The sequence below is a fragment of the Azospirillum brasilense genome (genome assembly GCF_022023855.1).
In the GTDB taxonomy this organism is placed as follows: domain Bacteria; phylum Pseudomonadota; class Alphaproteobacteria; order Azospirillales; family Azospirillaceae; genus Azospirillum; species Azospirillum brasilense_F.
In genome coordinates this window covers 943,324-970,251 of sequence record NZ_CP059450.1, presented here as the reverse complement: position 1 = coordinate 970,251, position 26,928 = coordinate 943,324, and the positions used below count along the sequence as shown (strand labels likewise).

At 68.6% G+C, this 26,928-nt stretch carries 7 protein-coding genes; 5 read left to right on the top strand and 2 right to left on the bottom strand.

Annotated features, from left to right (window positions below):
- The first annotated feature begins 11 nt into the window (after nt 1-11).
- The 3 genes from H1Q64_RS17705 (at nt 12) to H1Q64_RS17695 (ending at nt 20,832) form a co-directional block, all read left to right on the top strand.
- The gene (locus H1Q64_RS17705; protein WP_237906422.1) at nt 12-17,900 is read left to right on the top strand and encodes a calcium-binding protein; all 17,889 of its coding nucleotides are present in this window, start codon (nt 12-14) and stop codon (nt 17,898-17,900) included.
- A 289-nt stretch (nt 17,901-18,189) separates the two neighbouring features.
- The gene (locus tag H1Q64_RS17700; RefSeq protein WP_237906421.1) at nt 18,190-19,602 is read left to right on the top strand and encodes a glycosyltransferase; all 1,413 of its coding nucleotides are present in this window, start codon (nt 18,190-18,192) and stop codon (nt 19,600-19,602) included.
- Between the two features lie 3 nt (nt 19,603-19,605).
- A complete protein-coding gene (locus H1Q64_RS17695) occupies nt 19,606-20,832 on the top strand; it encodes a glycosyltransferase family protein (RefSeq protein WP_237906420.1) in 1,227 nt (408 codons plus the stop codon).
- A gap of 69 nt (nt 20,833-20,901) precedes the next feature.
- Here the strand turns inward: H1Q64_RS17695 and H1Q64_RS17690 are convergent, their stop codons facing one another.
- Both H1Q64_RS17690 and H1Q64_RS17685 read right to left on the bottom strand, forming a co-directional pair.
- On the bottom strand, nt 20,902-21,630 hold the full coding sequence (locus tag H1Q64_RS17690) for an aspartate/glutamate racemase family protein (RefSeq protein ID WP_237906419.1): 729 nt from the start codon (nt 21,628-21,630) through the stop codon (nt 20,902-20,904).
- Between the two features lie 60 nt (nt 21,631-21,690).
- A complete protein-coding gene (locus H1Q64_RS17685) occupies nt 21,691-23,139 on the bottom strand; it encodes a helix-turn-helix domain-containing protein (protein ID WP_145679376.1) in 1,449 nt (482 codons plus the stop codon).
- 219 nt (nt 23,140-23,358) lie between these two features.
- Between H1Q64_RS17685 and H1Q64_RS17680 the strand changes: the two genes are divergently transcribed.
- Both H1Q64_RS17680 and H1Q64_RS17675 read left to right on the top strand, forming a co-directional pair.
- Nucleotides 23,359-24,891, top strand: a complete 1,533-nt coding sequence (locus H1Q64_RS17680; RefSeq protein WP_035678801.1) for an acyl-CoA carboxylase subunit beta — start codon at nt 23,359-23,361, stop codon at nt 24,889-24,891.
- A 23-nt stretch (nt 24,892-24,914) separates the two neighbouring features.
- Nucleotides 24,915-26,915, top strand: a complete 2,001-nt coding sequence (locus tag H1Q64_RS17675) for an acetyl-CoA carboxylase biotin carboxylase subunit (RefSeq protein ID WP_237906456.1) — start codon at nt 24,915-24,917, stop codon at nt 26,913-26,915.
- Nucleotides 26,916-26,928: the final 13 nt, after the last annotated feature.

The window sequence follows — 26,928 nt, the reverse complement described above, 5'->3', positions numbered from 1 at the left end:
AGGGGACGCTGATGACCGACACGACCACCCCTGTCGCCAACGCAGTCATCAACGGTGACTGGCGGACCGAAACCCTTTTGGGCGGGGCCGGGCACGACACGATAGCGAGCGGCGGCGGTGGCGGCTTCATCGACGGCGGGGCCGGGAACGACGTTCTGACGGGCAACTGGGGGGACGACAGCATCCTGGGCGGAGCCGGAAACGACCGCATCGACGGCGGGGAGAACAACGACACCCTCGACGGGGGCAGCGGCGACGACACCATCTACGGCGGCGGCGGCATGGACCGCATCACCGCGGGCGAGGGCGACGACACGGTGTACGGCGACGGCGGCGCCGACCGGGTGGACGGCGGTGACGGCAACGACGTTCTGTACGGTGGCGACGGCGACGACAGCATCCTGGGCGGAGCCGGAAACGACCGGATGGGCGAGGGCGGCGGTTATTGGAACAACGATCTCTACGACGGCGGTGACGGCGACGACACGCTGGACGGCGGCTACGGCAGCGACACGCTGCTGGGCGGTGCCGGCAACGACAGCCTGACCGTCGGCAACGATTACAACGGTGACCGGCTCGACGGCGGTGCGGGCGACGATACGTTGACCGGTGGGATGGGCGCCGACACGTTGATTGGCGGCGATGGTGGCGACCTTGTCCAGGGCGGCGGTGGCGACGATCTGGCGATCCAGAGCCTGTCCACCCAGACGCGCGCCGACACGCTGGACGGCGGCGCGGGGAGCGACCGGCTGCGGGTCGAACTGACCTCGGCCCAGATCACCGGAGCGGTCGCGGGCGAACTCGTCCGCCTGCGCGACTTCATCCGGCAGCATGGCGACGACGGCCAGACCTTCACCAGCGACGCGCTCAAGCTCGCCGCCCGCAACTGGAACGCGCTGGAGGTGCTGGTGGACGGCGTGGCCGCCGACGTGGGCAGCCTAGCCAGCCGAGCCAACAGCGCCCCGGTGGTGAGCGACCAGACCCTGGCCGGCACGGAGGACACCGTCCTGACCGGCAGCGTCGGCGCGGTGGACGCCGACAACGACGCGCTGAGCTACGCCGTCACCGAGGGGCCGGCCCACGGCATCCTCAGCCTGACCGCCGGGGGCCTCTTCACCTACACGCCCGGCGCCAATTACGCGGGCACCGACCTGTTCCGCATCACCGTGTCGGACGGGCGAGGCGGCGTGGCGACCCAGACCGTCACCATCACCCTGGCCGAGGTCAACGATGCCCCGACCAGTGCGACCCTGACCGGCGGGCGCATGGACGAGGATGCGCCCGCGGGCACGGTCGTCGGCACTGTGCAGGCTGCCGATCCGGAGGGCGGGACGCTCGCCTACAGCCTGCTCGACGACGCCGGCGGCCGCTTCACCATCGACGCGGCCACGGGGCGGATCGCCGTGGCGGAGGGCGCCAGCCTCGACGCCGGCGCGGCCCCCGCCCACGCCGTTACGGTGCGGGTCACCGACGATGGCGGCCTCAGCACGGACACGGTGCTGTACATCGACGTGACGGACGGCCGCAACGACGGCGCGCCCGACGAGAACGGCCTCGCGGCCTCCGTGGAACTGGCCGCCGAGGCGGGGGAGGTTCGGGACGGCAGCGGCGTCGCCATCGGCGGCAGCTGGCAGGCCGAGACCGTGTCCGGCGGCGGTGGGGACGACACCCTGTCCAGCGGCGGCGGGGGCGGCGCCCTGCATGGCGGCGCCGGCAACGACGTGGTGACCGGCGACTGGGGCGACGACAGCCTGGACGGCGGGTCCGGCAACGATACCCTGACCGGCGGCAGCCAAGCCGACGTTCTGTCCGGCGGCTCCGGAGACGATGTTCTGTCCGGCGGCAGCGAGAACGACACGCTCTATGGCGGGTCCGGCAACGACACGCTGATCGGCGGCAGCAACGAAGACGTTCTGTACGGCGGGTTGGGCGACGACCTCCTGGACGGGGGCACCAACGCAAACACGCTCTACGGCGGGGCGGGCGACGACACGCTGCTGGGGGGCGGCAACGAGGACCTTCTGGACGGCGGCAGCGGCGATGACCGCATCGTCGCGGGAACCGGCAACGACAGCATCCGCGGCGGCGCCGGGAACGACTGGATCGACGCCGGGGAGAACGACGACACCATCGACGCGGGCAGCGGAAACGACGTCGTCCTTGCGGGCGGTGGCGCGGACCGCATCACCGCGGGCGATGGCGACGACACGGTGTATGGCGACGGCGGCACCGACCATGTGGACGGCGGCGACGGCAACGACGTTCTGTATGGCGGCGAGGGCGACGACACGCTGCTGGGCGGCGCTGGGAACGACCGGCTGGGCGAGGGCGGTTCCTACTGGAGCAACGACCGCTACGATGGCGGGGACGGCGACGACACGCTGGAGGGCGGCTTCGGCAGCGACACGCTGATCGGCGGGGCGGGCAACGACAGCCTCAGCGTCGGCGACGACTACAACGGCGATCTTCTGGACGGCGGTGACGGAGACGACACGCTGGTCGGCGGAATGGGCGACGATACGCTGATCGGCGGCGACGGCGACGACGTGCTGTCCGGCGGCGGCGGGCACAACGTCCTGATCGGTGGCGACGGCATCGACACCGTCGATTTCGGGGCGGGCTCCGGCCCCATCGCCGTGGACCTCTCCAACGGGGGCGTGCAGCACGGCGGCTGGATGAGCGACAGCCTGTCCGGGATCGAGAATGTCCGGGGTGGGGCCGGCAACGACACGCTGATCGGCGACGCGGGCGACAACCAGTTCTCCGGCGGGGCCGGTGAGGACAGTCTGGACGGAGCCGCCGGGAACGACAGCCTGGAGGGCGGCGCCGGGGCCGACACGCTGATCGGCGGCGAGGGCACCGACACCGTCGCCTACAGCGGATCGGCCGGCGGCGTCACGGTCGATCTGGTCGCGGGCACCGGGGCCGGCGGCGACGCCGAGGGCGACCGGATCAGCGGAGTCGAGGACATCACCGGCTCCAGCCACGACGACCACCTGACGGGCGACGGCGGCGCCAACCGCATCGACGGCGCGGCGGGTGACGACACGCTGATCGGTGGGGCCGCGGCCGACACGCTGATCGGCGGCGAAGGCACCGACACCGCGGACTATTCGGCCTCTCCGGAGGCGGTGACCGTCGATCTCGACGCCGGAACGGGCCATGGCGGCGATGCGGAGGGGGACATCCTGACCGGCATCGAGAACGTCATCGGCTCCGCCTTCGGCGACCGTCTGACCGGCAACGGCGGGGGCAACCGGCTCGACGGCGGTGCCGGCGACGACACGCTGGCCGGTGGCGCCGGGCCGGACACGCTGGTCGGCGGCGAGGGCACCGACACCGCGGATTATTCGGCGTCGGCGGTGGCGGTCACCGTCAACCTGACGACCGGGCTCGGCAGCGGCGGCAACGCGCAGGGCGACCGGCTGAGCGGGATCGAAAACCTGCTCGGCTCGGACGGCAACGACCGGCTGACGGGCGACTCCGGAGGCAACCGGATCGACGGGCGGGCGGGCAACGACACGCTGGCCGGCCTGGGCGGGGCCGACACGCTGATCGGCGGGGCCGGAACCGACACCGCGGATTACTCGGCCTCGACCGCCGCGGTGACGGTCGATCTCGCCACCGGGACGGGTCTGGGCGGCGATGCGGAGGGGGATGTTCTGGCCGGCCTTGAGAACGTCACCGGTTCCAGCCGCAACGACCGGCTGACCGGTGACGGCGGTGCCAACCGGCTCGACGGCGCTGCGGGCGACGACACGCTGATCGGCGGCGCGGGTGCCGACACCCTGGTCGGCGGGGCGGGCACCGACACGGCGGACTACACGGCGTCGGGCGCCGCCGTGACGGTCAGTCTGGCGAGCGGCACGGGGACCGGCGGCGATGCGCAGGGCGATCGGCTGTCGGGGATCGAGAATCTGCTCGGCTCCGGCGGCAACGACCGGCTGACCGGCGACGCGAACCGCAACCGGCTGGACGGGCAGGGCGGCAACGACACGCTGGCCGGCCTGGGCGGTGCGGACACGCTGATCGGTGGCGAGGGCACCGACACCGCGGAGTATCTGGCCTCGGCCAACGGGGTCACCGTCGATCTGTCGACCGGCCTGGGGACCGGCGGCGACGCCGAAGGCGACCGTCTGACCGACATCGAGAACCTGACCGGCTCCAACCAGGCCGACCGCCTGACCGGCGATGCCGGGGACAACCGTCTCGACGGCGCCGCGGGCGACGACACGCTGATCGGCGGCGAGGGTGCCGACACCCTGGTCGGCGGGGCGGGCACCGACACCGCCGATTATTCCGCCTCCGCCGACGCGGTGGTCGTGGACCTCGCGGCCGGCACCGGCAGCGGCGGCACCGCCGAGGGCGACCGGTTGAACGGGGTCGAGAACCTGATCGGCTCGGCCCTTGACGACCGGTTGACCGGCGACGGTCTGGACAACGTCCTGAAGGGCGGGGCTGGCGCCGACACGCTGGAGGGCGGCGGCGGGGCCGACACCGCCGACTATTCCGGATCGGACGCGGGGGTCACGGTCGATCTCACCACCGGGACCGGTCTGGGCGGCGACGCCGAAGGCGACCGCCTGACCAGCATCGAGAACTTGTCGGGGTCCGGCCACGCCGACCTTCTGATCGGCGACGGCGGGGCCAACCGGCTGGACGGTGCTGAGGGCGACGACACGCTGATCGGTGGGGCCGGAGCCGACACGCTGGTCGGCGGGGCGGGCATCGACACCGCGGACTATTCCGCCTCCGCCGCCGGGGTGACGGTCGATCTCGCGGCGGGCACCGGCAGCGGTGGCGACGCGGAAGGGGATCGCCTGTCCGAGGTGGAAAGGGTGATCGCCACCGGGCAGGCCGACAGCCTGACCGGCGACGGCGAGGACAACTACCTCGACGGGCGCGGCGGGGCCGATGCGCTGGCGGGCGGGGCCGGCAACGACACGCTGCGGGTCCTGGACGAGGGCTTTGTCTCCGTCGATGGCGGTTCGGGCGACGACACGCTGCGGTTCGAGGGCAACCGGCTGATGCTTCTGGGCACCGCCGTGAACGTTCACAGGATCGAGCGGTTCGACCTGACCGCCGAGGGGCATCAGACGCTGATTTTCAACGAGCAGGGCGTCAGGGCCAACGCGGCGGGCGCGCCGCTCTACGTCACCGGCGACCGCGATGACTTCGTGACCTTCAAGGAGTCGGGCTGGCGGCGGGTTGGCACGCTGATCGAGGATGGCGTCCTCTACAACAGCTACCGCCGCGGCGACAGCGTGGTGAATGTCCAGGACGGCATCCGCATGTTCGGCGACCTCGTGCTGACCGGCACGCCGGGCGACGACGTGATCACCGCCCCGTCCGGCGCCGGCCATGTCGTCGTCTTCGGCGAGGGCGGGAACGACATCGTCCGGCTGGGGGCGGGCTTCCGGCACGAGATCGCCCATCTGGTGCGCATCGACGACGACCTGCACATCCTGTTCGACGCGGGCGGCGGCCCGGCGGGCGAGGACGGCTACGCCCGCGACCGCGTCACCATCATGGAGCATTTCGCCGCCAACGGCGCGGCGGGGGCGGGCATCGGCGGCATCCGGGAGTTCGTCTTCGCGGACGGCGTGGTCTGGCCGGTGTGGGGCGACATCCTGCTGATGGGCGGCACGGGCGACGACACCATCGCCATCGAGCCGGGCTTCACGAGCCGCACGGTCCATGCCGACGACGGGACGAACGTCATCCGCTTCGGCGGCGACGTGACTGCCGCCGACCTGCGCCTGTCGCGCCGCGGCGACGATCTGGAGATCCGCATCGCCGGGACCGACCGCTCGGTGATCGCCTTCAACCACTTCTCCGCCGACGTTCTGGCCGGGGCCGGCAATGGCGGCATTCAGGCCATCGAACTGGCCGACGGCACCGTTTGGCGGGTGAGCGGCGCCGACATCGTTATCAGCACCACCGGCAACGACACCACCGTGTTCGGCCTCGGCGGCGGGGAGGTGACGCTCTACGGCAGCGAGGGCACCGACACTATCAGTTTCGCGCTGACCATCGACCCCGACCGGATGCGGCTGACGCGCGAGGGCGACGACCTGCGCATCGCCTACACCGGAAGCTCCGACTCCTGGATCGTCAAGAACCACTTCGACGGCAACCCGGACGGTGTCTCGACCATCCGTTTCGGCGACGGCACGGCATGGGCCATCGACAACACCCGCCTGATCGTCGGCACCGGCAGCGATGAGGTCTTCACCATCGCGGCGGGCCTGGGCGGGCGGGTGCTGGCCGGCGGCGGCGGCACGGACGGGCTGGTGCTCGGCGTCGGGATCCGTCCCACGGACGTGGCGCTGAGCCGCGACGGCAACGCCCTGGTCATCGGCATCGCCGGGACCGCGGACCGCGTCACCGTGCTGAACCATTTCGACGGGCTGGCCGCCGGCAACAGCGGGCTGCGCACCATCACCTTCGCCGACGGCACGGTGTGGAGCATCGGCGCGGCGGAAGGCTTCCGCATCGGCGGCGACACTGCGGACCTCTTCACGGTGAAGCCCGGCGACGGCGCGGTGACCCTGTTCGTCGGCAAGGGCTTCGACACGCTGACCTTCGGCACCGGCATCCCCACCGACAAGCTGAGCTTCGTGCGGGAGGGCGAGAACCTCGTCATTGCCGTGCAGGGCAGCGCCGAGCGGATCACGGTGCTGAACCACTTTGCGACCGGATGGGGCGCGTCGGTGCTGGAGAATGTGGTCGTCGGCGGGCGGACATGGCGGCTGACCGATCCCAACGTGCTGGTCGGCAGCGCCGGGGACGACAGCTTCACGCTGGCGCCCGGCACCGGCTCGCGGATCGTGCTGCCGGGCATCGGTACTGACCAGATCACCATCGGCCAGGGCATCGACCCGGCCAACGTCCGGCTCCAGCGCGTCGGCGACGATCTGGTGGTGACGGTCTACGGCCTCGGCGACACGCTGACCGTGCTCAACCACTTCGCGGGCGGGGCCAGCGGCGGCGTCCATTCCATCCGGTTCGTGGACGGCAACATCTGGAACATCTGGGGGCACCAGATCCAGCTCGGCGGCAGCAGCACCGAAACCTTCGAGGCCAAGCCGGGCGTCGGCCACGTCTCGATCTATCCCGGCGGCGGGACCGATGTCCTGCGCTTCGATCCGCGCATCGACAGCCTCGGCACGGTGCTGCGCCGCTCCGGTGGCGACCTTGAGATCGTCATGGGCGACGGCGGCGATGTCGTCACCATCCTGAATCATTTCCTCGGCAACGCGCTCCGCAGCGTCGCCTTCGGCGACGGCAAGGTCTGGACGGTCGGCGGGAACGGCGTCCAGGTCGGCACCGACGGCGACGACGTGTTCACGCTGACGCCCGGCATGGGCAACGTCATCGTGTATGGCGGCGGCAAGGCCAACGGCGACCGGATCGTCGCGGCCCCCGGCGTCGATCCCAAGGACCTGCGGCTGACCCGCGTCGGCAACGACCTGCGCGTCACGCTCGGCGCCGACAGCATGACCATCGTCAATCAGTTCGCGTCGGGCGGGGTGGTGATGATCCCGGAGATCATCTTCCTCAACGGCGTGGTCTGGCCGATTGCCGGATCCACCGTCCACATCAGCGGAGGTGGCCGGGAAACCCTGCCGGCGGCCCCGATCATCTATCCCGGCGGCCCCGGCCAGCATCTGAGCATCGACGCCGACCCAGGCAAGACGCGGGTGGTCCGCGTCGGCGCGGATCTGCACATCACCATCGAGGGGCGGCAGGACGAGATCGTCGTCGTCAACCATTTCGCGATGGACGGCGTCGGCGACCTCGTCTTCGACAACGGCACCACCTGGAACATCCAGGGCGGCAAGGTGCTGATCGGCGGTTCCGGCCATGACGAGTTCGTCATCCAGGCCGGCATGGGCGACGTCATCCTCTACCCCGACACCTCCGGAGACGACCGGGTGCGGATCGTGGACAGCGTCGACGGGTCGAAGATCCGGCTGACCCGCTTCGGCGACGATTTGCGCGTGACCGTGGACGGCACGAAGGACTCCCTGACCATCGTCAACCACTTCGCGGGGGCGCCGCTGGAGGCGATCCAGCGACCGGACGGCACCATGATGCCGCTGACCGGCGACACGGTGGTGTTCGGCGGGAAGGGGCCGACCCAGTTCCTGGTCGGGCGGGACACCGGTTCGCAGACGATCTACACCGAAGGCGGCGATTCGCTGGTGTTCAGCGACATCGACAGCACCGAGGTCGTGATGTTCCGCACCGGCTCGGACCTCGAAATCCACATCGATCGCACCAGCCAGGTCATCACCGTCCTGAACTACTACGGCGCCATCAAGGACCTGACGTTCCCTGACGGGCGGAGCTTCGACCTCTCCTCCCGCGACACGCTGATCGGGGGAGGCCGGGGAGACGTCTTCCAGATCGGCAAGACCGGCCCCGCCCAGCAGGTCATCCATTCCGGCGGCGGCGGCACCATCAACTTCGGCCCCGACGTCGGTCCGGGCGACGTGACGCTCGCCCGCGACGGCAACGATCTCCTGGTGGTCTTCATCGGAAGCGGACGGACGGTGCGCGTCGTCAACCAGTTCGCTCCGCCGACCGAGGGCATGTCGCGGGGCCTGGAGGCGGTGACCTTCTCCGGCGGCAAGACCGTGAACGTGTGGGGCGAGAATGTCGTGTTCGGCGACGCCGGCACCGACGACTTCACGATCCTGCCCGGTCAGGGGCGGCTTTACGTCTTCCCCGGCGGCGGCACCGACCGCCTCACCCTCGGGCCGGGCATCGCGCCGGCGGACGTCCGCATGGAGCGGGACGGCGTCGATCTCCGCATCTTCACCGACGACGGGCGCATCGACCTGATCGCCGTCAACCATTTCGGGCCGAACGGGGTCGCGGGGTCCGGCTCCGGCCTGGGCACCGTGGCCTACGGGAACGGGCAGGTCTGGACGGTCGGGGGCAACGGCATCCTGATCGGCAGCCTGGGCAACAGCACCTTCAACGTCGGCGCCAACAGCGGACCGACCACGATCCATCCGGGCGGCGGCCTCAACCGGCTCAGCTTCACCGCCGGGGTGCCGCCGGCCAACCTGCGGCTGGTGCGCATCCACGACGATCTGCGCATCATCTCGGCGGACGGCACGGTCAACATCCTGGTGGTCAACCATTTCGAGAACCGTCTCGACGAGGTGAGCTTCCCCTCGGGACCGTCGTGGAATCTCGGCGTCGAGCATGTGTGGATCGGCGGCGACGGGCCCTCGGTCTTCCAGCTCGACGATCTGGGGTCGGACCAGACGGTCTTCCCCGGCAGCGGCGACACGGTCGGCCTGCCGCCGGGGCTGGACTGGAAGGACGTGGTGCTGTCCCGCTCGGGCAGCGACCTCGTCGTCGTGATCCGTGAGACGGGCCGCCAGATCCGCATCGTCAACCACTTCTCCTACAGCGACGGCACCACCGGGCTGGCCGGCCTCCAGTTCGCCGACGGCACCACCCTGCCGCTGGGCGAACTGGCGATGCTGGGCGGGACGACGGGCGACCTGCTGACCGGCACGGCGACCGACGACGTGCTGCTGGGCCAGGATGGCGACGACCGGCTGAGCGGCGGCGGCGGCAACGACACGCTGGTCGGCGGGATCGGCAACGACACGCTGGACGGCGGTGCGGGCAACGACACCTACGTGTACCGGCCCGGCGACGGGCGCGACACGCTGCTGGACACCAGCGGGTTCGACGCCATCGAGATGGGGCCGGGGATCACCCGCGGCGGGATCTACTTCGCGCGCTTCGGCAACGACCTGCACATCCGCTTCCGCGACCGGCCGGCCGACGAAATCATTGTGACCGGACGGTTCAATCTGGCGGGCGACGGCGCGTCCTACGTGGAGTGGATCGACTTCGCCGACGGCACCCGTTTCGACCTGACGCGGACCGACATCGCGCTGGAGACGGTGGCGACCGCCGCCAACGAGCAGCTCTTCGGCTACAACGTCGGGGACCGGATCGAAGGCAAGGCGGGCAACGACTCCATCCTCGGCTACGCCGGGGACGACACGCTGATCGGCGGGACGGGATCGGACTCCCTCGACGGCGGGGCCGGCAACGACCTGCTGGACAGCCGCGACGATCCGGGCACGGACGGCGCCCGCGACGTGGCCTATGGCCGCGACGGCGATGACACCATCCTGGGCGGCGGCGGCAACGATCTGCTGTACGGCGGCACCGGGAGCGACAGCATCGACGGCGGGGAGGGCGACAACTCCATCGACGGGGAGGACGGCGACGATCTGCTAATCGCCGGAAGCGGCCACGACACCGTCTATGGCCGGGCCGGCAACGACACGCTGGCCGCCGGGGCCGGCAACGACACCCTCTACACCGGCGCCGGGGACGACCTGATCCGCTACGGCGGCGGCAGCGATACCATCACCAACGAAGGCGGCAACGACGTTCTGGAGTTGGGCCCCGGCATCGCGCCGGAGGAGGTGTATTTCGCTCGCTTCGGGAAGGATCTTTACGTCCGGTTCCGCAATTCGGGCGAGCAGATCGTTCTGACCGGGCGTTTCAACGGGGCGGGCGACGGGACCAGCTTCGTGCAGACCCTGCGCTTCGCCGATGGATCGACCTTCGATGTGACCCGCAAGGACATCGCGCTGGAGACCGTGGCGAACCCCGCCAGCGAGGTGTTGGAGGGCTACAACGTCCGCGACGTCATCCGCGGCATGGCCGGCAACGACACCATCTATGGCTACGCGGATAACGACACCCTCGATGGCGGAGCCGGCAGCGATTCCATCCTCGGTGGCACCGGCGGCGACAGCCTTGAGGGCGGCGACGGCGGCGACACCCTCGACGGCGAGACGGGCGATGACACGCTGTCCGGCGGTCTCGGCAATGATTTCCTCTACGGAGGGGCGGGTCGCGACACGCTGTCCGGCGGCGACGGGGCCGACTACCTGTATGGCGGCGCCGATGACGACATCCTGAACGGCGATGCCGGAAACGACACGCTGGAAGGAGGCGACGGCAACGACACCCTGACCGGCGGGGAAGGCACCGACACGCTGTTCACCGGTCTTGGCGACGACCTCGTCCGCTACGACGGCGGGCGCGAGACGATCAGCAACATCGGCGGGCAGGACGTTCTGGAGATCGGCGTCGGCCTGTCGGCGTCGGACCTCTATTTCGCGCGCTTCGCCGACAACCTCCATCTGCGCTTCCGCGGGCGGTCCGACGAGGTGATCCTCGCCAACCGCTTCAGCGGGGCGGGGGACGGCGCGTCCTACCTCCAGACGCTGCGTTTCGCCGACGGCACGCTGGTGGACATCACCAACCCGATGCTGGTGCTCGACACGGTGGCGACCGATGCGTACGAGAAGCTGGAGGGCTACAACGCCAACGACACCATCCAGGGCCTGGGTGGGGTTGATACCATCTATGGCTATGCCGGCGACGACCTGCTGGACGGCGGTGCCGGCAATGACCTGCTCTACGGCGGCGCGGGCGACGACCGGTTGCTGGGCAACATCGGCGACGACCGGCTGGAGGGCGGGGACGGCAACGACACGCTGGAAGGCGGCGACGGCAACGATCTGCACTACGGCGAGGCCGGCGACGACGTCATCGCCGCGGGCAACGGAACCGATTACGTCGAGGGCGGCGCCGGGGATGACACGGTCAGCGGCGGCGCGGGCGAGGATACGGTGTTCGGTGGGGCGGGCAAAGACAGCCTGAGCGGCGACGACGGCAACGACAGCCTGTATGGCGAGGCCGGCGACGACACGCTGGAAGGCGGCGCCGGCACGAACACGATTTCGACCGGCCTGGGCGACGATCTGATCCGCCACAGTGGCGGACGGGACACCATCGCCAACGAGGGCGGCCGGGACGTTCTGGAGATGCGCGCCGGCCTGTCCAAGGCGGACCTCTACTACGCGCGCTTCGGCAACGACCTTTACCTGCGTTTCCGCAACGCGGCGGACGAGATCGTGCTGAGGAACCGTTTCAACGGCGCGGCGGACGGGGCGAGCTACGTCCAGACGCTGCGCTTCGCCGACGGCGCGCTGGCGGACATCACCGACCCGGCGCTGGTGCTGGAGACGGTGGCGACCGACGCGACGGAAAGGCTGGAGGGTTACAACGTCAATGACACCATCCGGGGATTGGGCGGTCACGACACCATTTCCGGCTATGCCGGCGACGATGTTCTGGATGGTGGGACCGGCAACGACCTGCTCTATGGCGGAGCCGGCGACGATACGCTGACCGGGGGCGCCGGGACCGACCAGCTGTACGGCGACGCGGGCGACGACCTGCTGCTGGGCGGTGACGGCAACGACAGCCTGAACGGCGGTGACGGCGACGACACGCTGATCGGCGGACTCGGCGCCGACCAGTATTACGGCGGCGCCGGAAACGACTGGATCGACAACAGCGACGATGGCGGAACCGGGGCCTCGGTCGACGTGGCCTATGGCGAGGCGGGCAACGACACAATCATCGGCGGCGACGGGGGCGAGACCTTCGGCGGCGGCGACGGTGACGACAGCCTGCTGGGCAACGCCGGGAACGATTGGCTGGAAGGCAACGCCGGCGACGACTGGGTCGAGGGCGCGACCGGCAACGACACGCTCAAGGGCGGTGACGGCAACGACACTCTGCTGGGCGGCAGTGGAACCAACACGATCTCGACGGGCCTGGGCGACGACCTGATCCGCCACAGCGGCGGGCGGGACATCATCACCAACGAGGGGGGGCAGGACGTCCTGGAGATGCGCGCCGGCCTGTCCAAGGCGGACCTCTACTACGCGCGCTTCGGAAACGACCTCTATCTGCGTTTCCGCAACGCGGCGGACGAGGTCGTGCTGACGAGCCGTTTCAGCGGCGCGGCGGACGGGGCGAGCTACGTTCAGACGCTGCGCTTCGCCGACGGCGCGCTGGCGGACATCACCGACCCGGCGCTGGTGCTGGAGACGGTGGCGACCGACGCGACGGAGACGCTGCAGGGTTACAACGTCAACGACACGATCCGGGGGCTGGGCGGAAACGACGCCATCTATGGGTATGCCGGCGACGACCTGCTGGACGGCGGGCTGGGCGCCGATACGCTTTACGGCGGAGCGGGCGACGACAGCCTGATTGGCGGGGATGGCAGCGACAGTCTGGAGGGCGGCGACGGCATCGACACGCTCGAAGGAGGGAACGGCAACGACACGCTATTGGGTGATGACGGCGATGACACGCTGATCGGTGGGGCCGGCAACGATGTGATCCACAGCGGAGGCGGCAACGATCTCATCCGGTTCGACAGTGGCCAGGACACGATCCACAACACCGGCGGCGACGATGTAGTCGACCTCGGCGCGGCTTTTGCATCAGGCAGCTACTACTTTGTCCGCTATGGCGCCGATCTCTACGTGCGGTTCCAGGGAGTGAGCGACCAGATCATCATCGCCAGCCGGTTCAACGGTGGTGGCGACGGAGCGAGCTACGTCCAGACGCTGCGCTTTGCCGACGGGACCCTGGTGGACCTGACGCGGCAGGATCTGGTGATCCGCACCGTCGATAGCAACGCTGGGCAAAGGCTCGAAGGCTACCGGGTCGGGGACTTCATCGACGGCCAGGGTGGCAACGACACCATCCTCGGCTATTCCGGCGACGACACGCTGATCGGTGGGGGGGGCGTCAACCAACTGTACGGTGGTGACGGCAACGATTTGCTCGACGGCCGGTCCGGCCAGAATGAGAGCCTCTACGGCGAGGCGGGCGACGACACCGTCTATGGCAGCGCGGGCAGCGACGGTTTGCAGGGTGGCACGGGGGACGATGTCCTGGATGCGGGCGCTGGCAACGACATCGCCTTTGGTGGTGACGGCGACGATACGATTGTCGGCGGCAGCGGGGAGGACCGTCTGTGGGGGGACGGCTTCTCAACGACCGGCAATGAGGTCATCGTTATCCGAATCCGGATGGGCGGACATATAACATGGTTCTGGCCGCGGACGATTGTTACGCTTGACGGGACAGTGCTGATGGACGCGCGGGTGGACGTCCATTACTCGAATTTGGGACAGGACGGCAGCAGCACCGCGTACAAAGGGAACACTCAGGACTTCGTGTTCACCGTCCGCGACCGCAGCGAAGCGGATCGGCTGCAGATCCACGTCGTCAGCGAGTATCAAGGCTCGTCTCTGGCTCGGGCAGGCGTCTACATCGCTGGTATCGAAGTCGCAGGCTATCCTTTCTCTGGTGGCTGGTACATCTGGGAAGGGGGTACATCCACATGGGGGCTGGATAGCATACTGCCTTCTCCATCCCCGACCGAAGCGGCCGGAAACGACATCGTCAGCGCCGGTGACGGCAATGATTGCATAGGTGGCGGTGTCGGTGACGATGAGCTTGATGGTGGTACCGGCAACGATACGATCCTGGGCGGTGCCGGCAACGACACCATCAGGGGAGGGGCCGGTTCCGATGAAATGCATGGTGGGGCAGGCGACGACCTGATCGACAACCGTGACGACCCCAACGCCGGTGGCATCAACGACATGTCCTATGGGGGCACAGGGCGCGACACCATTTACGGCGGCGGCGGGACGGACGTGTCTTATGGCGGCGCTGGCGACGACTTGATAGACGGAGGAGCTGGAAAGGACACTCTTTTTGGGGAGGCCGGAAACGACTCCATCCGCGGTGGCGCCGATAACGACCAGCTTTACGGCCAGGACGGCAACGACACGCTCGACGGTGGGGCTGGCAACGACTCTCTTGATGGCGGCGCCGGGGATGACCTGTTCCTCTATGCCGGCTCCGGACAGGGCCAAGATTCCGTCCGTGGTGGCGGTGGCAACGACGTGCTGGAACTCGGTGCCGGGCTGGCGGCGGAGCAGCTTTATCTCTCGCGCTTCGGCGACGACCTGTATCTCACCTTCCGCGACACGGGCGACCGCATTGCCGTGGTCGGCCGCTTCACCGGGGAAGGGGATGGGGTCAACTACGTCCAGACGCTGCGCTTCGCCGACGGGTCGGTGGTCGACCTTACCGCGCCGGACGTCGCGCTGGAAACCTACGGTCTGGCGGCGGGGGAGACGCTGCGCGGCTACCGGATGGGCGACCGCATCGAGGGCAGCGGCGGCAACGACTCGATCCTCGGTTATGGTGGTGACGACACGCTGAAGGGTGGCGACGGCGCCGACGCGCTGTATGGTGGGCTCGGCGACGACGTGCTGGACGGCGGGGCCGGCGCCGATTACCTGGAGGGCGGCGACGGCAACGACAGCCTTTCCGGCGGCACGGAGAGCGACACGCTGTTCGGTGGTTTTGGAAACGACACGCTGAACGGCGGGACGGGCGCCAACGGCATCGACGGAGGGGCCGGCGACGACCTCGTGGTTTATGGCGGCGGAACCGACACCATCGTCGGCGGCGGCGGCAACGACGTGCTGGTCTTCGGGGAAGGCTATGGCGCCGATGGCATGCGTCTGGAGCGTTACGGCAAGGATCTCCATCTCGTGTTCGCCGCCACGGCGCAGCGGATCGTCATCGCCAACCGCTTCACCACCACCGGCGCTGGCGACGGCGCCAACTATCTGCAGACCCTGCGCTTCGTCGACGGCACGGAGATCGACCTGTCCCGTTCGGACATCGTCGTCACGACGAACGACGACAACGCCGGCCATACGCTGGAAGGCTACAACGCCGGTGACGTGATCCGGGGCAACGGCGGCACGGACTCCATTTACGGATATGGCGGCGACGACACGCTGTATGGCGGGGCCGGTGTCGACAGGCTGTACGGCGGCGACGGCGACGACCTGATCGACGGCCGTGACGACACCGTCGGCGACGCCGCCTACGGTGACGGCGGCAACGACACGTTGCTCGGCGGGACGGGCGGCGACGCTCTCTATGGCGGTGATGGCGACGATTGGATCGACGGTGGCGCCGGCAATGATTCCATGGAAGGCGGGGCCGGTGACGACCGTATGGACGGCGGTTCCGGCATCGACACCATCAACGGCGGTGTGGGCAACGATATCCTCAACGGCGGTACGGGCAACGACATCCTCAACGGCGGTGCGGGAAACGACGTGATCGATGGCGGCGACGATGCCGACACCCTCTACGGCGAGGATGGAGACGACACGCTGGCCGGCGGGCTGGGCAACGACTCGATCAATACCGGAGCCGGCGACGACCTCGTCCTGTACCAGGGCGGCCGCGACACCATCACCGGGGGAGGCGGGAACGACACTCTGGCCTTTGGAGAGGGGTTCGACGCCGACGGCCTGCGTTTCGAGCGGTTCGGCGCCGACCTGCACATTCTGTTCGACGGGCTACCCGACCGCATCGTGGTGGTGAACCGCTTCAACGGGACCGGCGACGGGGCGAACTATCTCAAGACCCTGCGCTTCGCCGATGGCTCGACCTACGACCTGAGCCGTCAGGACCTCGTCATCGACACGTGGGACGACAGCGCCCGTCACACCTTGGAAGGCTACAAGGTTGCGGACGTGATCCGGGGCAACGGCGGCGATGACGTGATCTATGGCTATGGCGGCGACGACAGCCTCCATGGCGGGGCGGGAGCGGATCTGGTGCGTGGCGGCGACGGCGACGACCTCATCGACAGCAGCGACGATGGGGCGAGCTTCGACACGCTCTACGGCGATGCCGGGCAGGACACCATCTTTGGCGGTGGCGGCAACGACACGCTGTATGGCGGCGACGGCGACGATCGGCTCGACGGCGGCGGCGGGAACGACTCCGTGGACGGTGGGGCGGGAGCCGACACGCTGTCCGGGGACGTCGGCAGCGACCTGCTTTTCGGGGGCAGCGGAAACGATGCCATCGATGGCGGTGCCGGCAACGACGCCTTGTTCGGCGAGGCCGGCGACGACACGCTGTCGGGCGGTGCCGGCGACGACAGCATCGACGCTGGCCTGGGGGACGATCTGATCCTGTATGAGGGCGGGCGGGACACGATCCTGGGCGGCGGCGGCAACGACGTGCTGTCGATGGGCGAAGGCTTCTCGGCGGACCAACTCCATTGCGCGCGGTTCGGAACCTTCCTCGTGCTGCGCTTCCACGACCGTGATGAGCAGATCGTCATCGCCAACCGCTTCAACGGCACGGGGAATGGGACGAATTATCTCCAGACCGTCCGCTTCGCCGACGGCACCGAGGTCGATCTGTCGGCCCAGGACCTGCCGCTGCTGACGGTCGGCGGCGAGACGACGGAGACGTTGTGGGGCTATGCCGGGGACGATTGGATCGACGGCGGAGGGGGCAACGACACGCTGTTCGGTGAGGGCGGGAACGACACGCTGATCGGCGGCTCCGGTTGGGACGAACTGCACGGCGGCGGCGGCAGCGACCTTCTGGACTGCCGCGGCGACGCGGGTTCCTCCGACGTGGCGTACGGCGAGGCCGGCGACGACACGCTGATCGGCGGTGGTGGAAACGATCAGCTTTCGGGCGGTGACGGCGACGACGACCTCTACGGCGGGGCCGGCAACGACACCCTGGCCGGCGGGCCGGGCAACGACACCTACCGCTTCGCGCCCGGCGGCGGCAACGACCGCATCGTGGAAAACGACGCGGACACCGGCACCGACCGTCTCGTGTTCGACAGCGCCGTCGATCCGCACCAGCTGTGGTTCCGCAAGGTCGGGACGGACCTGGAACTGCAACTCGTGGGCACCGCCGATAAGGTGACGGTCGCCGGATGGTTTTCCGGCACCACTCATCGCCTGGACAGCATCGAGATCGCCGACGGTCCGGTGCTGGAGGCGTCGTCGGTGGACCAGATGGTTCAGGCCATGGCCGGCTTCACCCCGCCGGCATCCGGCACGACGAGCATTTCCTCCGGCGCCTATCCACAGATCGACGCCGTCATCACCGCCCTGTGGCGGTGATGACGGCTGCGGCTGAGGATGCGCACGGTGATCGCGTTGACTTCCACTCAAACCGCTCCTATAGGTGGCAAAATCGCGTTCGCCCAAATCTCTCGGGTCGAGCTGGGCCAGCACTTCTCGATTCAACCGGGGCCGTCTTCCCATGCAAGATCTCAGCTCCCGAGCCGCCGTCCTGACCAGCCTCATCGCTCGGCTGCAGGGCTCAGCTGGAACCGGCGAGGCACTGAGGGAAATTTCAGAAAGCTGTGACGCTGCACGCGCGGCGGGTTTGGGAAGCGACGCCGCGGCGATGGAGACGCTGGACGCCGCGACCGCCGGTCTGGACCCCATTCTTCGGGAATCGGCGCTGGCCCATGTCTCGGGCGATCTTCGCCGATACGTGAACATCCTGGACATGCTGGACCATGTGCTGGACCTGGCGCCGCTGGACGGCATCAACCAGATCTACTGGTCCATGCAGCGCCAACTTTTCCTGATGCGGATGGACATGGCGTCGGTTCCGGACTTCACGACCGGCCGGCTGCTTCCCTTCTATGAGCGGTTCCTGCGGCAGCTATCCTCGCGGCTGGGCACGGCTGCGGCCCCGCGCCGGGCGGGACGGCCGGACACGGGTAAGGTCGTCATCGTGACCAACCAGTTCCTGTCCGACCAGCACCAGCCATCGCGCGACCTCCTGCTGCTTGCGGTCCGGCTGCAACGGGACCTCGGCCGGACGGTTCTGGTGCTCAACACCAACATGATGCCGGACCGCTATTACAGTCCGTTCATTCCCCCCTTCGCCGCCGCCGTCGAGGAACGGCTGTCCGGCGAGCAGACGATCCGGTTCGAGGACGAGACGGTCCGCATGCTGTCCTCCACCGCACCCGGCATCGCCGCGGAGAAGGTGAACGGCTTCCTGGCAGCCGTGGACGCCTTCGATCCGGATCTGGTGATCGCCTTCGGCGGCTCGGTCGTCGTCGCCGATCTTCTGGAGGGCGTGCGCCCGCTGCTGTGCATCCCCACCACGACCGGCCAGACCATCTCGCTCGCCGACATCGTGCTGGACTTCGGAGGCCGAGTGCCTCCCGCCGGTGAGGGGCGGCTGGCCCGCTCCTGGCGGCCTTTCCGCTTCGGCCTGTCGCTGCGCCGCAGCGGCGACACCGCCACGCGCGCGGAGTTTTCCATTCCGGATGCCGCGTTTGCCTGCATCGTCGTCGGCAACCGCCTGGACGCGGAGGTCGATGGCGACTTCCTGGAATTGCTGGAGCGGATTTTGGACGCGGTGCCGCAGGCGCTGGTGCTGTTCGCCGGGGGAGCGGAGGCCTTGCCCGGCCGGCTGTCCGGCCGCCGCCACGCCGCGAGGCTGCGCTGCCTTGGCCATGTCGACCGCATGGAGGCTCTGCTCCAACTCGGCGACCTTTTCCTGAATCCGCGCCGCACCGGCGGCGGAGCGGGGGCGGCACAGGCGCTGGCCGCCGGATTGCCGGTGCTGTCGCATGCCGGCGGCGATGTGGCCAGCGTCGCCGGCCCCGCCTTCCTGGTCGCGGATGACGGGGCGTTCGTTGCCCGCGCCGCGGCTCTGGCGGCCGATCCGGCGCTGCTTGCCGCGGCGAGAGGCGAGGCCCGCGCCCGCTTCGCGGTGGTGGAGCAGGAGGGGAGCAATCTGCCGCAACTCGCCGCCTATATGGCCGAGGCGGTCGCACTGTTCAGGAAGCCGGAGTAAGCCGTGCGATTCCTTCTATGCGGCCAGGGCACGTCCGAAATCCTGTGGTCGATCCACGCGGCTCTGGTGGATCTCGGCCATGAGTCCGTACTGGCCTTGCCCGACATCTCGCAGGACCTGATCGACCGGCGGATCGACGTTCTGTTCGTTTTGAACCTGTTCGACATTCCCCGCCCGACGGTAGAGATGCTGCGCGCCTACATCGCCGGACTCGGCGTGCCGCCGGCCGTCGTCCACATCTGTCTGAAGCATCCGCTTGAGGAAATCGGTGCACGCTCGACGGAACAGATCCGCGAGACCGACCTGTGGATGACGGAAAACAACATTTCCATGTGGTGCATGTGCCGGGGATCGGCGGAGCAGTCCGCACGGCTCGGCCTGACGCGGGTGTTCCACGAGCCGCTCGGTGTCCATCGCTGGATCTACGCCAGCCCGGCGCAGGGCGGTTCCGTCGATCTCTACAAGCGTTGGATGTCGCACGGGACACCCGGCCTGCAACGCCATCCCTACGCCGCCATGAAGGGACCGTCCGACACGGGAGAGGCGGAGGCCTCGGTGCGCGACTGCTTCCTCTATCTGGGGCAAGGCTGGCCGGACCACATCGAATCCGGCCGCGAGCCGGTTCCCCCGGCGATCCACCGCCATGCGGAAGCCGTGTCCGCCGCGATGATGGAGCGGCCGACGCTGCACAGGCTGCAGGCCATGGACCTGTGCGGACTGACGGAATGGTCGGCGGACCCGGCCTGGACGCTGGATTTCAACCGTGCCTTCACCATCGCCTTCGCCGTTGAGAACCGCCGCCGTTTCGCCCTCGCCCTCAGGCGCGGCTTCGGCGAGGTTTTCTCGCTCTGGGGCAATGGCTGGGAACGGTTTGGGATCGCTTCCGAACCGGTATCATCCGCGCCACGCAACGTCTATCACGCCGCCGGAGCCTGCCTGGATTTCGGCAGCCTCGCCTATGATACGGCGGTCTTCCCAAGGACGCTGGAAATCATCAAACGGGACGGGTTGCTGGTGAGCTGGCGGCACACGGACACGGACCGGCTGTTCGGCCCGCATGAGGATGACCTGACCTTCACCGGCGAGGCGGACGCGCTTCAGGTCCTGTCGGCACTGGCCGGAGATGCCGACCGCCGCGCAAGGCTGCGCTCGGCACATCGGGACTGGGCCTTCGAACACCTGGCCCTCACCGCCATCCTTCCAAGGATCATCGCGAGGTTGCAGGACTGATCAGGGCCGTTGTTCATCGCCCGTGCGCAGGGCGCGCGTCGCCGCCGGGCTTCCAGCACTCGGTGGCCCTTATTCGCCCAGCGCGAAGGCCACGGCGGCGGTGGCGTGGAGCGCCGTCGTGTTGAACATCGGGAATTCCGGCCGGTCAGCCTGATCGACCAGCAGGAAGATCTCCGTGCAGCCGAGGATCACCCCCTGCGCCCCGTCGGCGGCCAGCCGGTCGATGATTTCCAGGTATTGGGCCTTGGATTCAGGGCGCAGATCGCGCCGCACCAGTTCGTCGAAGATGATGCGGTCGACCGTCGCCTTGTCGGGGTCGGAGGGCACCATGATCTCGATGCCGAAGCGCTCCTCGTAACGGCGGCGCAGGTCGTCGGAGAGCATCGTCGGCATGGTGCCCAGCAGAGCGACCCGCGACAGGCCGGCGGCCCGCATCGCGGCACCGGTCGGGTCGGCGATGTGGATGAAAGGGGTGGCGCGCTCCGCCATGATCGGCTCGACCACGCGGTGCAAGGTGTTGGATACGCACAGGATCACGTCGGACCCGGCACGTTCCAGCGCGTCCACCTTTCCGGTCAGGTAGCTCTGCGCGGCGTCCCATTCGTTCCGGCGGACGAAATGCTCGATGTTGCCGAAGTTGACGCTGACGATGACGATCTCGCCGTTGTCCCAGCCGCCGAGCCGGGCGTTCAACCCGTCGTTCAGCAGGCGGTAGTACTCGGCGGTGGCCTGGTTGCTCATGCCGCCGAGGACGCCGATGGTCTTCTGGGGCAGGGGCCGGGCGGTGGGCGTCGTCATGTCGTGATCCTATCGGTTGGGCCGCGGATGATAGAGCGGCCGCCGCGGATCGCCAACCGTTCAAGCCTTTTCCACGGTCCGCCCCTCCTGGGTGAACAGGTAGGGGACGAAGCTGCGGTGGTGCTCGTCCACCGACAGCTGGCTACCGATGGGCGGGAAGGCGCGCTGCTGGCAGTCGGTGCGCTCGCAGATGCGGCAGTTCACCCCGATGGGCACCGCGGCGGCCTCGTTGGAGGTGTCGATACCCGCGGCGTAGACGATCTCGTTGGCGTGGGTCGCCTCGCAGCCGAGCCCGACGGCGAACTGGCGCGACGGCTTCAGATAGGCGCCGCCGCGCTTGGTCACCGTGCGGGCGATGCCGATGTAGGTGGTGCGGTCGGGCATGGTGGCGAACTGCACCAGGATCTTGCCGGGCTGGGCGAACGCCTCGTGCACGTTCCACAGCGGGCAGGCGCCGCCGAAGCGCGCGAAGTGAAAGCGCGTCGCCGAATGGCGCTTGGTGATGTTGCCGGCCATGTCCACCCGCACGAAGTAGAAGGGCAGGCCGCGCGCCCCCGGCCTCTGCAGGGTGGACAGTCGGTGGCACACCTGCTCGAAGCTGGCGCCGAAGCGGCTCTGCAACTGCTCCACGTCGTGGCGCAGCGCGCGGGCTTGGGCGGCGAAGGCGCGGTAGGGCAGGACCAGCGCCCCCGCGAAGTAGTTGGCGAGCCCGACCCGGCAGATCGACCGCGCGTCCTCGCTGGAGAATTTCGCCTGGGCGACCCGCTCCTCGATCACGTCGCCGAAGCCCAGAAGGGCGATCTGGTGGGCCATGTGGAAGGCGCGGCTGGGGCCGTTCAGCAGGGCGGACAGGCGCAGCGTGCCGGTGCTGCCGTCGTAGCTGCGCATGGCCGTCTCGCCGTCGTCGGCGACGATCTTCACGCGCACGTCGTGCCGCCGCTTCAGATAGGCGGCCAGTTCGTTCAGCAGGGCGCCGGAGTGGATCTTCTCCGTGTTCCAAAGATTTTCCGCGGCCTCGTCCAGCGGGCCGATGTAGTTGTTGCAGTAGTGGAAGTAGTCGCGGACCTCCTCGTAGGGGAACTGCGGTCCGGCGAAGGCGTCGCTCGGCTCCTGGTTGGACAGGCTGTCGGCCAGCGACTGCACCCGCTCGTGAAGCTTCTGATAGGCCTGATGCAGGCTCAGCACGCGGCGGGCCAGCTCCGGGCTGGAGCCGACGGCGCTGCGCAGTTCGGCGTTGGTCAGCGGTGCCCCGGCGAACAGCGGGTCGGCCAGGGCCTCGCGCAGGTCGGCGACGAGACGGCTGTCTTCGTCCTCCACGAAATTGGACAGATCGACCTCGAACACGGCGGAGATCTTCAGCAGCACCGGCAGGGTCAGCGGGCGCTGGTTGTTCTCGATCTGGTTCAGGTAGCTCGGCGACAGGTCCAGCGTCTTGGCCAGCGCCGCCTGGGTCAGTCCGCGCTGTTCGCGCAGGCGGCGGAGCTTGTAGCCGAGGAAGAGCTTCTGCATGGACCCGCCTATCACCCGAAGATTATGCCGAAGTGCATATTTGCAATCTTGGCAAACCGCGCGCTGCGTTTGCAAAGATGTTCGCAACTTCGCACATTTTTCCCGCCCGGCCAATTGCCCTGTTGCAAATCTTGTGAATAATCCAGGCGTTCCGGTGAGGGGACCGCTGCCACAAGGTTCGCAAGGTCCTCCGCCGCTCGCCAAAGTGGGAAACGCCTGATGCAAGAAATTCTGGCCAAGTTGGATGCCATGCGCTCCGGTGCGCGGCTGGGCGGCGGCGAAAAGCGCGTCGCCGCGCAGCACGCCAAGGGCAAGCTGACCGCGCGGGAGCGCATCGAACTGTTCCTCGACGAAGGCTCGTTCGAGGAGTTCGACATGTTCGTGCAGCACCGCTGCAACGACTTCGGCATGGAAGGCCAGAAGGTTCCCGGCGACGGCGTGGTCACCGGTCACGGCACGGTGAACGGGCGTCTCGTCTTCGTCTTCAGCCAGGACTTCACCGTCTTCGGCGGCTCGCTGTCGGAAGCCCACGCCGAGAAGATCTGCAAGATCATGGATCAGGCGATGAAGGTCGGGGCTCCGGTCATCGGCCTGAACGATTCCGGCGGCGCCCGCATCCAGGAGGGCGTGGCCTCGCTCGGCGGCTACGCCGAGGTGTTCCAGCGCAACGTCAACGCCTCGGGCGTCATCCCGCAGATCTCGCTGATCATGGGGCCGTGCGCCGGCGGTGCCGTCTATTCGCCGGCCATGACCGACTTCATCTTCATGGTGAAGGACAGCTCCTACATGTTCGTGACCGGCCCCGACGTGGTGAAGACGGTCACGCACGAGGTGGTGACGGCGGAGGAGCTGGGCGGGGCGATCACCCATTCCAGCAAGTCCGGCGTCGCCGACATGGCCTTCGAGAACGATGTCGAGGCTCTGCTCCAGCTCCGCCGCTTCATCGACTTCCTGCCGGCCTCCAACCGCGAGCGGGCGCCGGAGCGTCCCTGCACCGACCCGATCGACCGCGACGACCTGTCGCTCGACACGCTGGTGCCGGAGAACCCGAACAAACCCTACGATATGAAGGAGCTGATCCTCAAGACGGTCGACGAGGGCGACTTCTTCGAGCTTCAGCCGGACTATGCCAAGAACATCATCATCGGCTTCGGCCGCATGAACGGCAGCACGGTCGGCATCGTCGCCAACCAGCCGATGGTGCTCGCCGGCTGCCTGGACATCGACAGCTCCAAGAAGGCCGCGCGCTTCGTGCGCTTCTGCGACGCCTTCGAGATTCCGATCCTGACCCTGGTGGACGTCCCCGGCTTCATGCCCGGCACCTCGCAGGAGTACGGCGGCATCATCAAGCACGGCGCCAAGCTGCTGTTCGCCTACGCCGAGGCCACCGTGCCGAAGATCACCGTCATCACGCGCAAGGCCTACGGCGGCGCCTATGACGTGATGGCGTCCAAGCATCTGCGCGGCGACATCAACTACGCGTGGCCGTCGGCGGAGATCGCGGTGATGGGGCCGAAGGGCGCGGTGGAGATCATCTTCCGCGGCGACATCGGCGACACCGCCAAGATCGAGGCGCGCACCGAGGAGTACCGGCAGAAGTTCGCCAACCCGTTCGTGGCGGCGTCGCGCGGCTACATCGATGACGTCATCATGCCGCACGGCACCCGCCGGCGCGTCATCAAGGCGCTGTCCATGCTGAAGAACAAGCAGCTCCAGAACCCCTGGCGCAAGCACGACAACATCCCGCTCTGAAGGCGCGCCGCCCCATGACGACCCTGTTCTCAAAGATCCTGATCGCGAACCGCGGCGAGATCGCCTGCCGCGTCATCCGCACGGCGCGCCGCCTGGGCATCAAGACGGTCGCCGTCTATTCGGACGCCGACAAGAACGCCCTGCACGTCGAGATGGCCGACGAGGCCGTCCACATCGGCGCCGCCCCCTCGGCGCAGAGCTACCTGCTGATCGACCGCATCGTCGACGCCTGCAAGAAGACCGGCGCCCAGGCCGTCCATCCCGGCTACGGCTTCCTGTCCGAGAAGCGCGAGTTCCAGGAGGCGCTGGCCGCCGCCGGTGTCGCCTTCATCGGCCCGGACGCCCACGCCATCCAGGCCATGGGCGACAAGATCGAGTCCAAGAAGCTGGCCAAGGCCGCGGGCGTCAGCACGGTGCCCGGCTATCTGGGCGTCATCGCCGACGACAGCGAGGCGGTGACCATCGCCCGCGACATCGGCTACCCGGTGATGATCAAGGCGTCGGCCGGCGGCGGCGGCAAGGGCATGCGCGTGGCCTGGAACGACGAGGAGGCCCGCGAAGGCTTCCGCTCGGCCCAGAACGAGGCGCGCTCCTCCTTCGCCGACGACCGCGTCTTCGTCGAGAAGTACATCCAGCAGCCGCGCCACATCGAGATCCAGGTGTTGGCGGACGGGCAGGGCACGGCGCTCTATCTGGGCGAGCGCGAATGCTCGATCCAGCGCCGCCACCAGAAGGTCATCGAAGAGGCGCCGTCGCCCTTCCTCGACGCCGCCACCCGCAAGGCGATGGGCGAGCAGGCCGTGGCCCTGTCCCGCGCCGTGGACTACAAGTCCGCCGGCACGGTCGAGTTCATCGTCGACGCAGAGCGCAACTTCTACTTCCTGGAGATGAACACCCGCCTCCAGGTGGAGCATCCGGTCACCGAGCTGGTCACCGGCCTCGACCTCGTCGAGCTGATGATCCGCGTCGCGGCGGGCGAGAAGCTCACTCTGAAGCAGGACGACATCAAGCTGCACGGCTGGGCCATCGAATCCCGCGTCTACGCCGAGGACCCCTTCCGCAACTTCCTGCCCTCCACCGGCCGGCTGACCCACTACCGTCCGCCGTCGGAGGACCCGCATGTCCGCGTCGACACCGGCGTCTACGAGGGCGGCGAGATCTCCATGTACTACGACCCCATGATCGCCAAGCTGTGCAGCTGGGGTTCGACGCGCGACGCCGCCATCGCCCGCATGCGCGAGGCGCTGGACCAGTATTACATCCGCGGCGTCAGCCACAACATCCCGTTCCTCGCCTCGCTGATGGCCAACCAGCGCTTCGTCGAAGGTCGGCTGACCACCAACTTCATCGCCGAGGAATACCCGACCGGCTTCCACGCCTCCGACCTGCCGCCGGACGACCCGGCGATCCTGATCGCCGTCGCCGCGGTGATCCACCGCTGCCTGAACGACCGCGACATCCAGATCTCCGGCAAGATGCCGGGCAACAAGGTCCGGGTACGCGACGACTGGGTCGTCGTGATGGACGGTGCGCAGCATCCGGTCCATGTCCACCCGACGGACGGCAGCCCGCAGCGCATCGGCTACACCGTCGATTTCGAGGGCAAGCACCATGTGGTGTGGAGCGACTGGACGCTCGGCCAGCCCCTGTTCCGCGGCACGGTGAATGGCGCGCATGTCTGCGTCCAGGTGGACCGCGTCGGCGTCGGCTACCGCCTGTCCCACTCCGGCAGCCAAGCGCTGGTCAAGGTGCTGACTCCGAACGCCGCGCGGCTCGACGCGCTGATGCCGGTGAAGGCGCCGCCGGACATGTCGAAGTTCCTGTTGTCTCCGATGCCCGGCCTGCTCGTCTCGGTCGCCGTGACCGAGGGGCAGGAGGTCAAGGCCGGCGAGGTGCTGGCCGTGGTCGAGGCGATGAAGATGGAAAACATCCTGCGCGCGGCGCAGGATGGCACGGTGTCCAAGGTGCACGCGACGCCCGGCTCCAGCCTGGCGGTCGATCAGAAGATCCTGGAGTTCGCGTGAGCCAAGCGGGCTC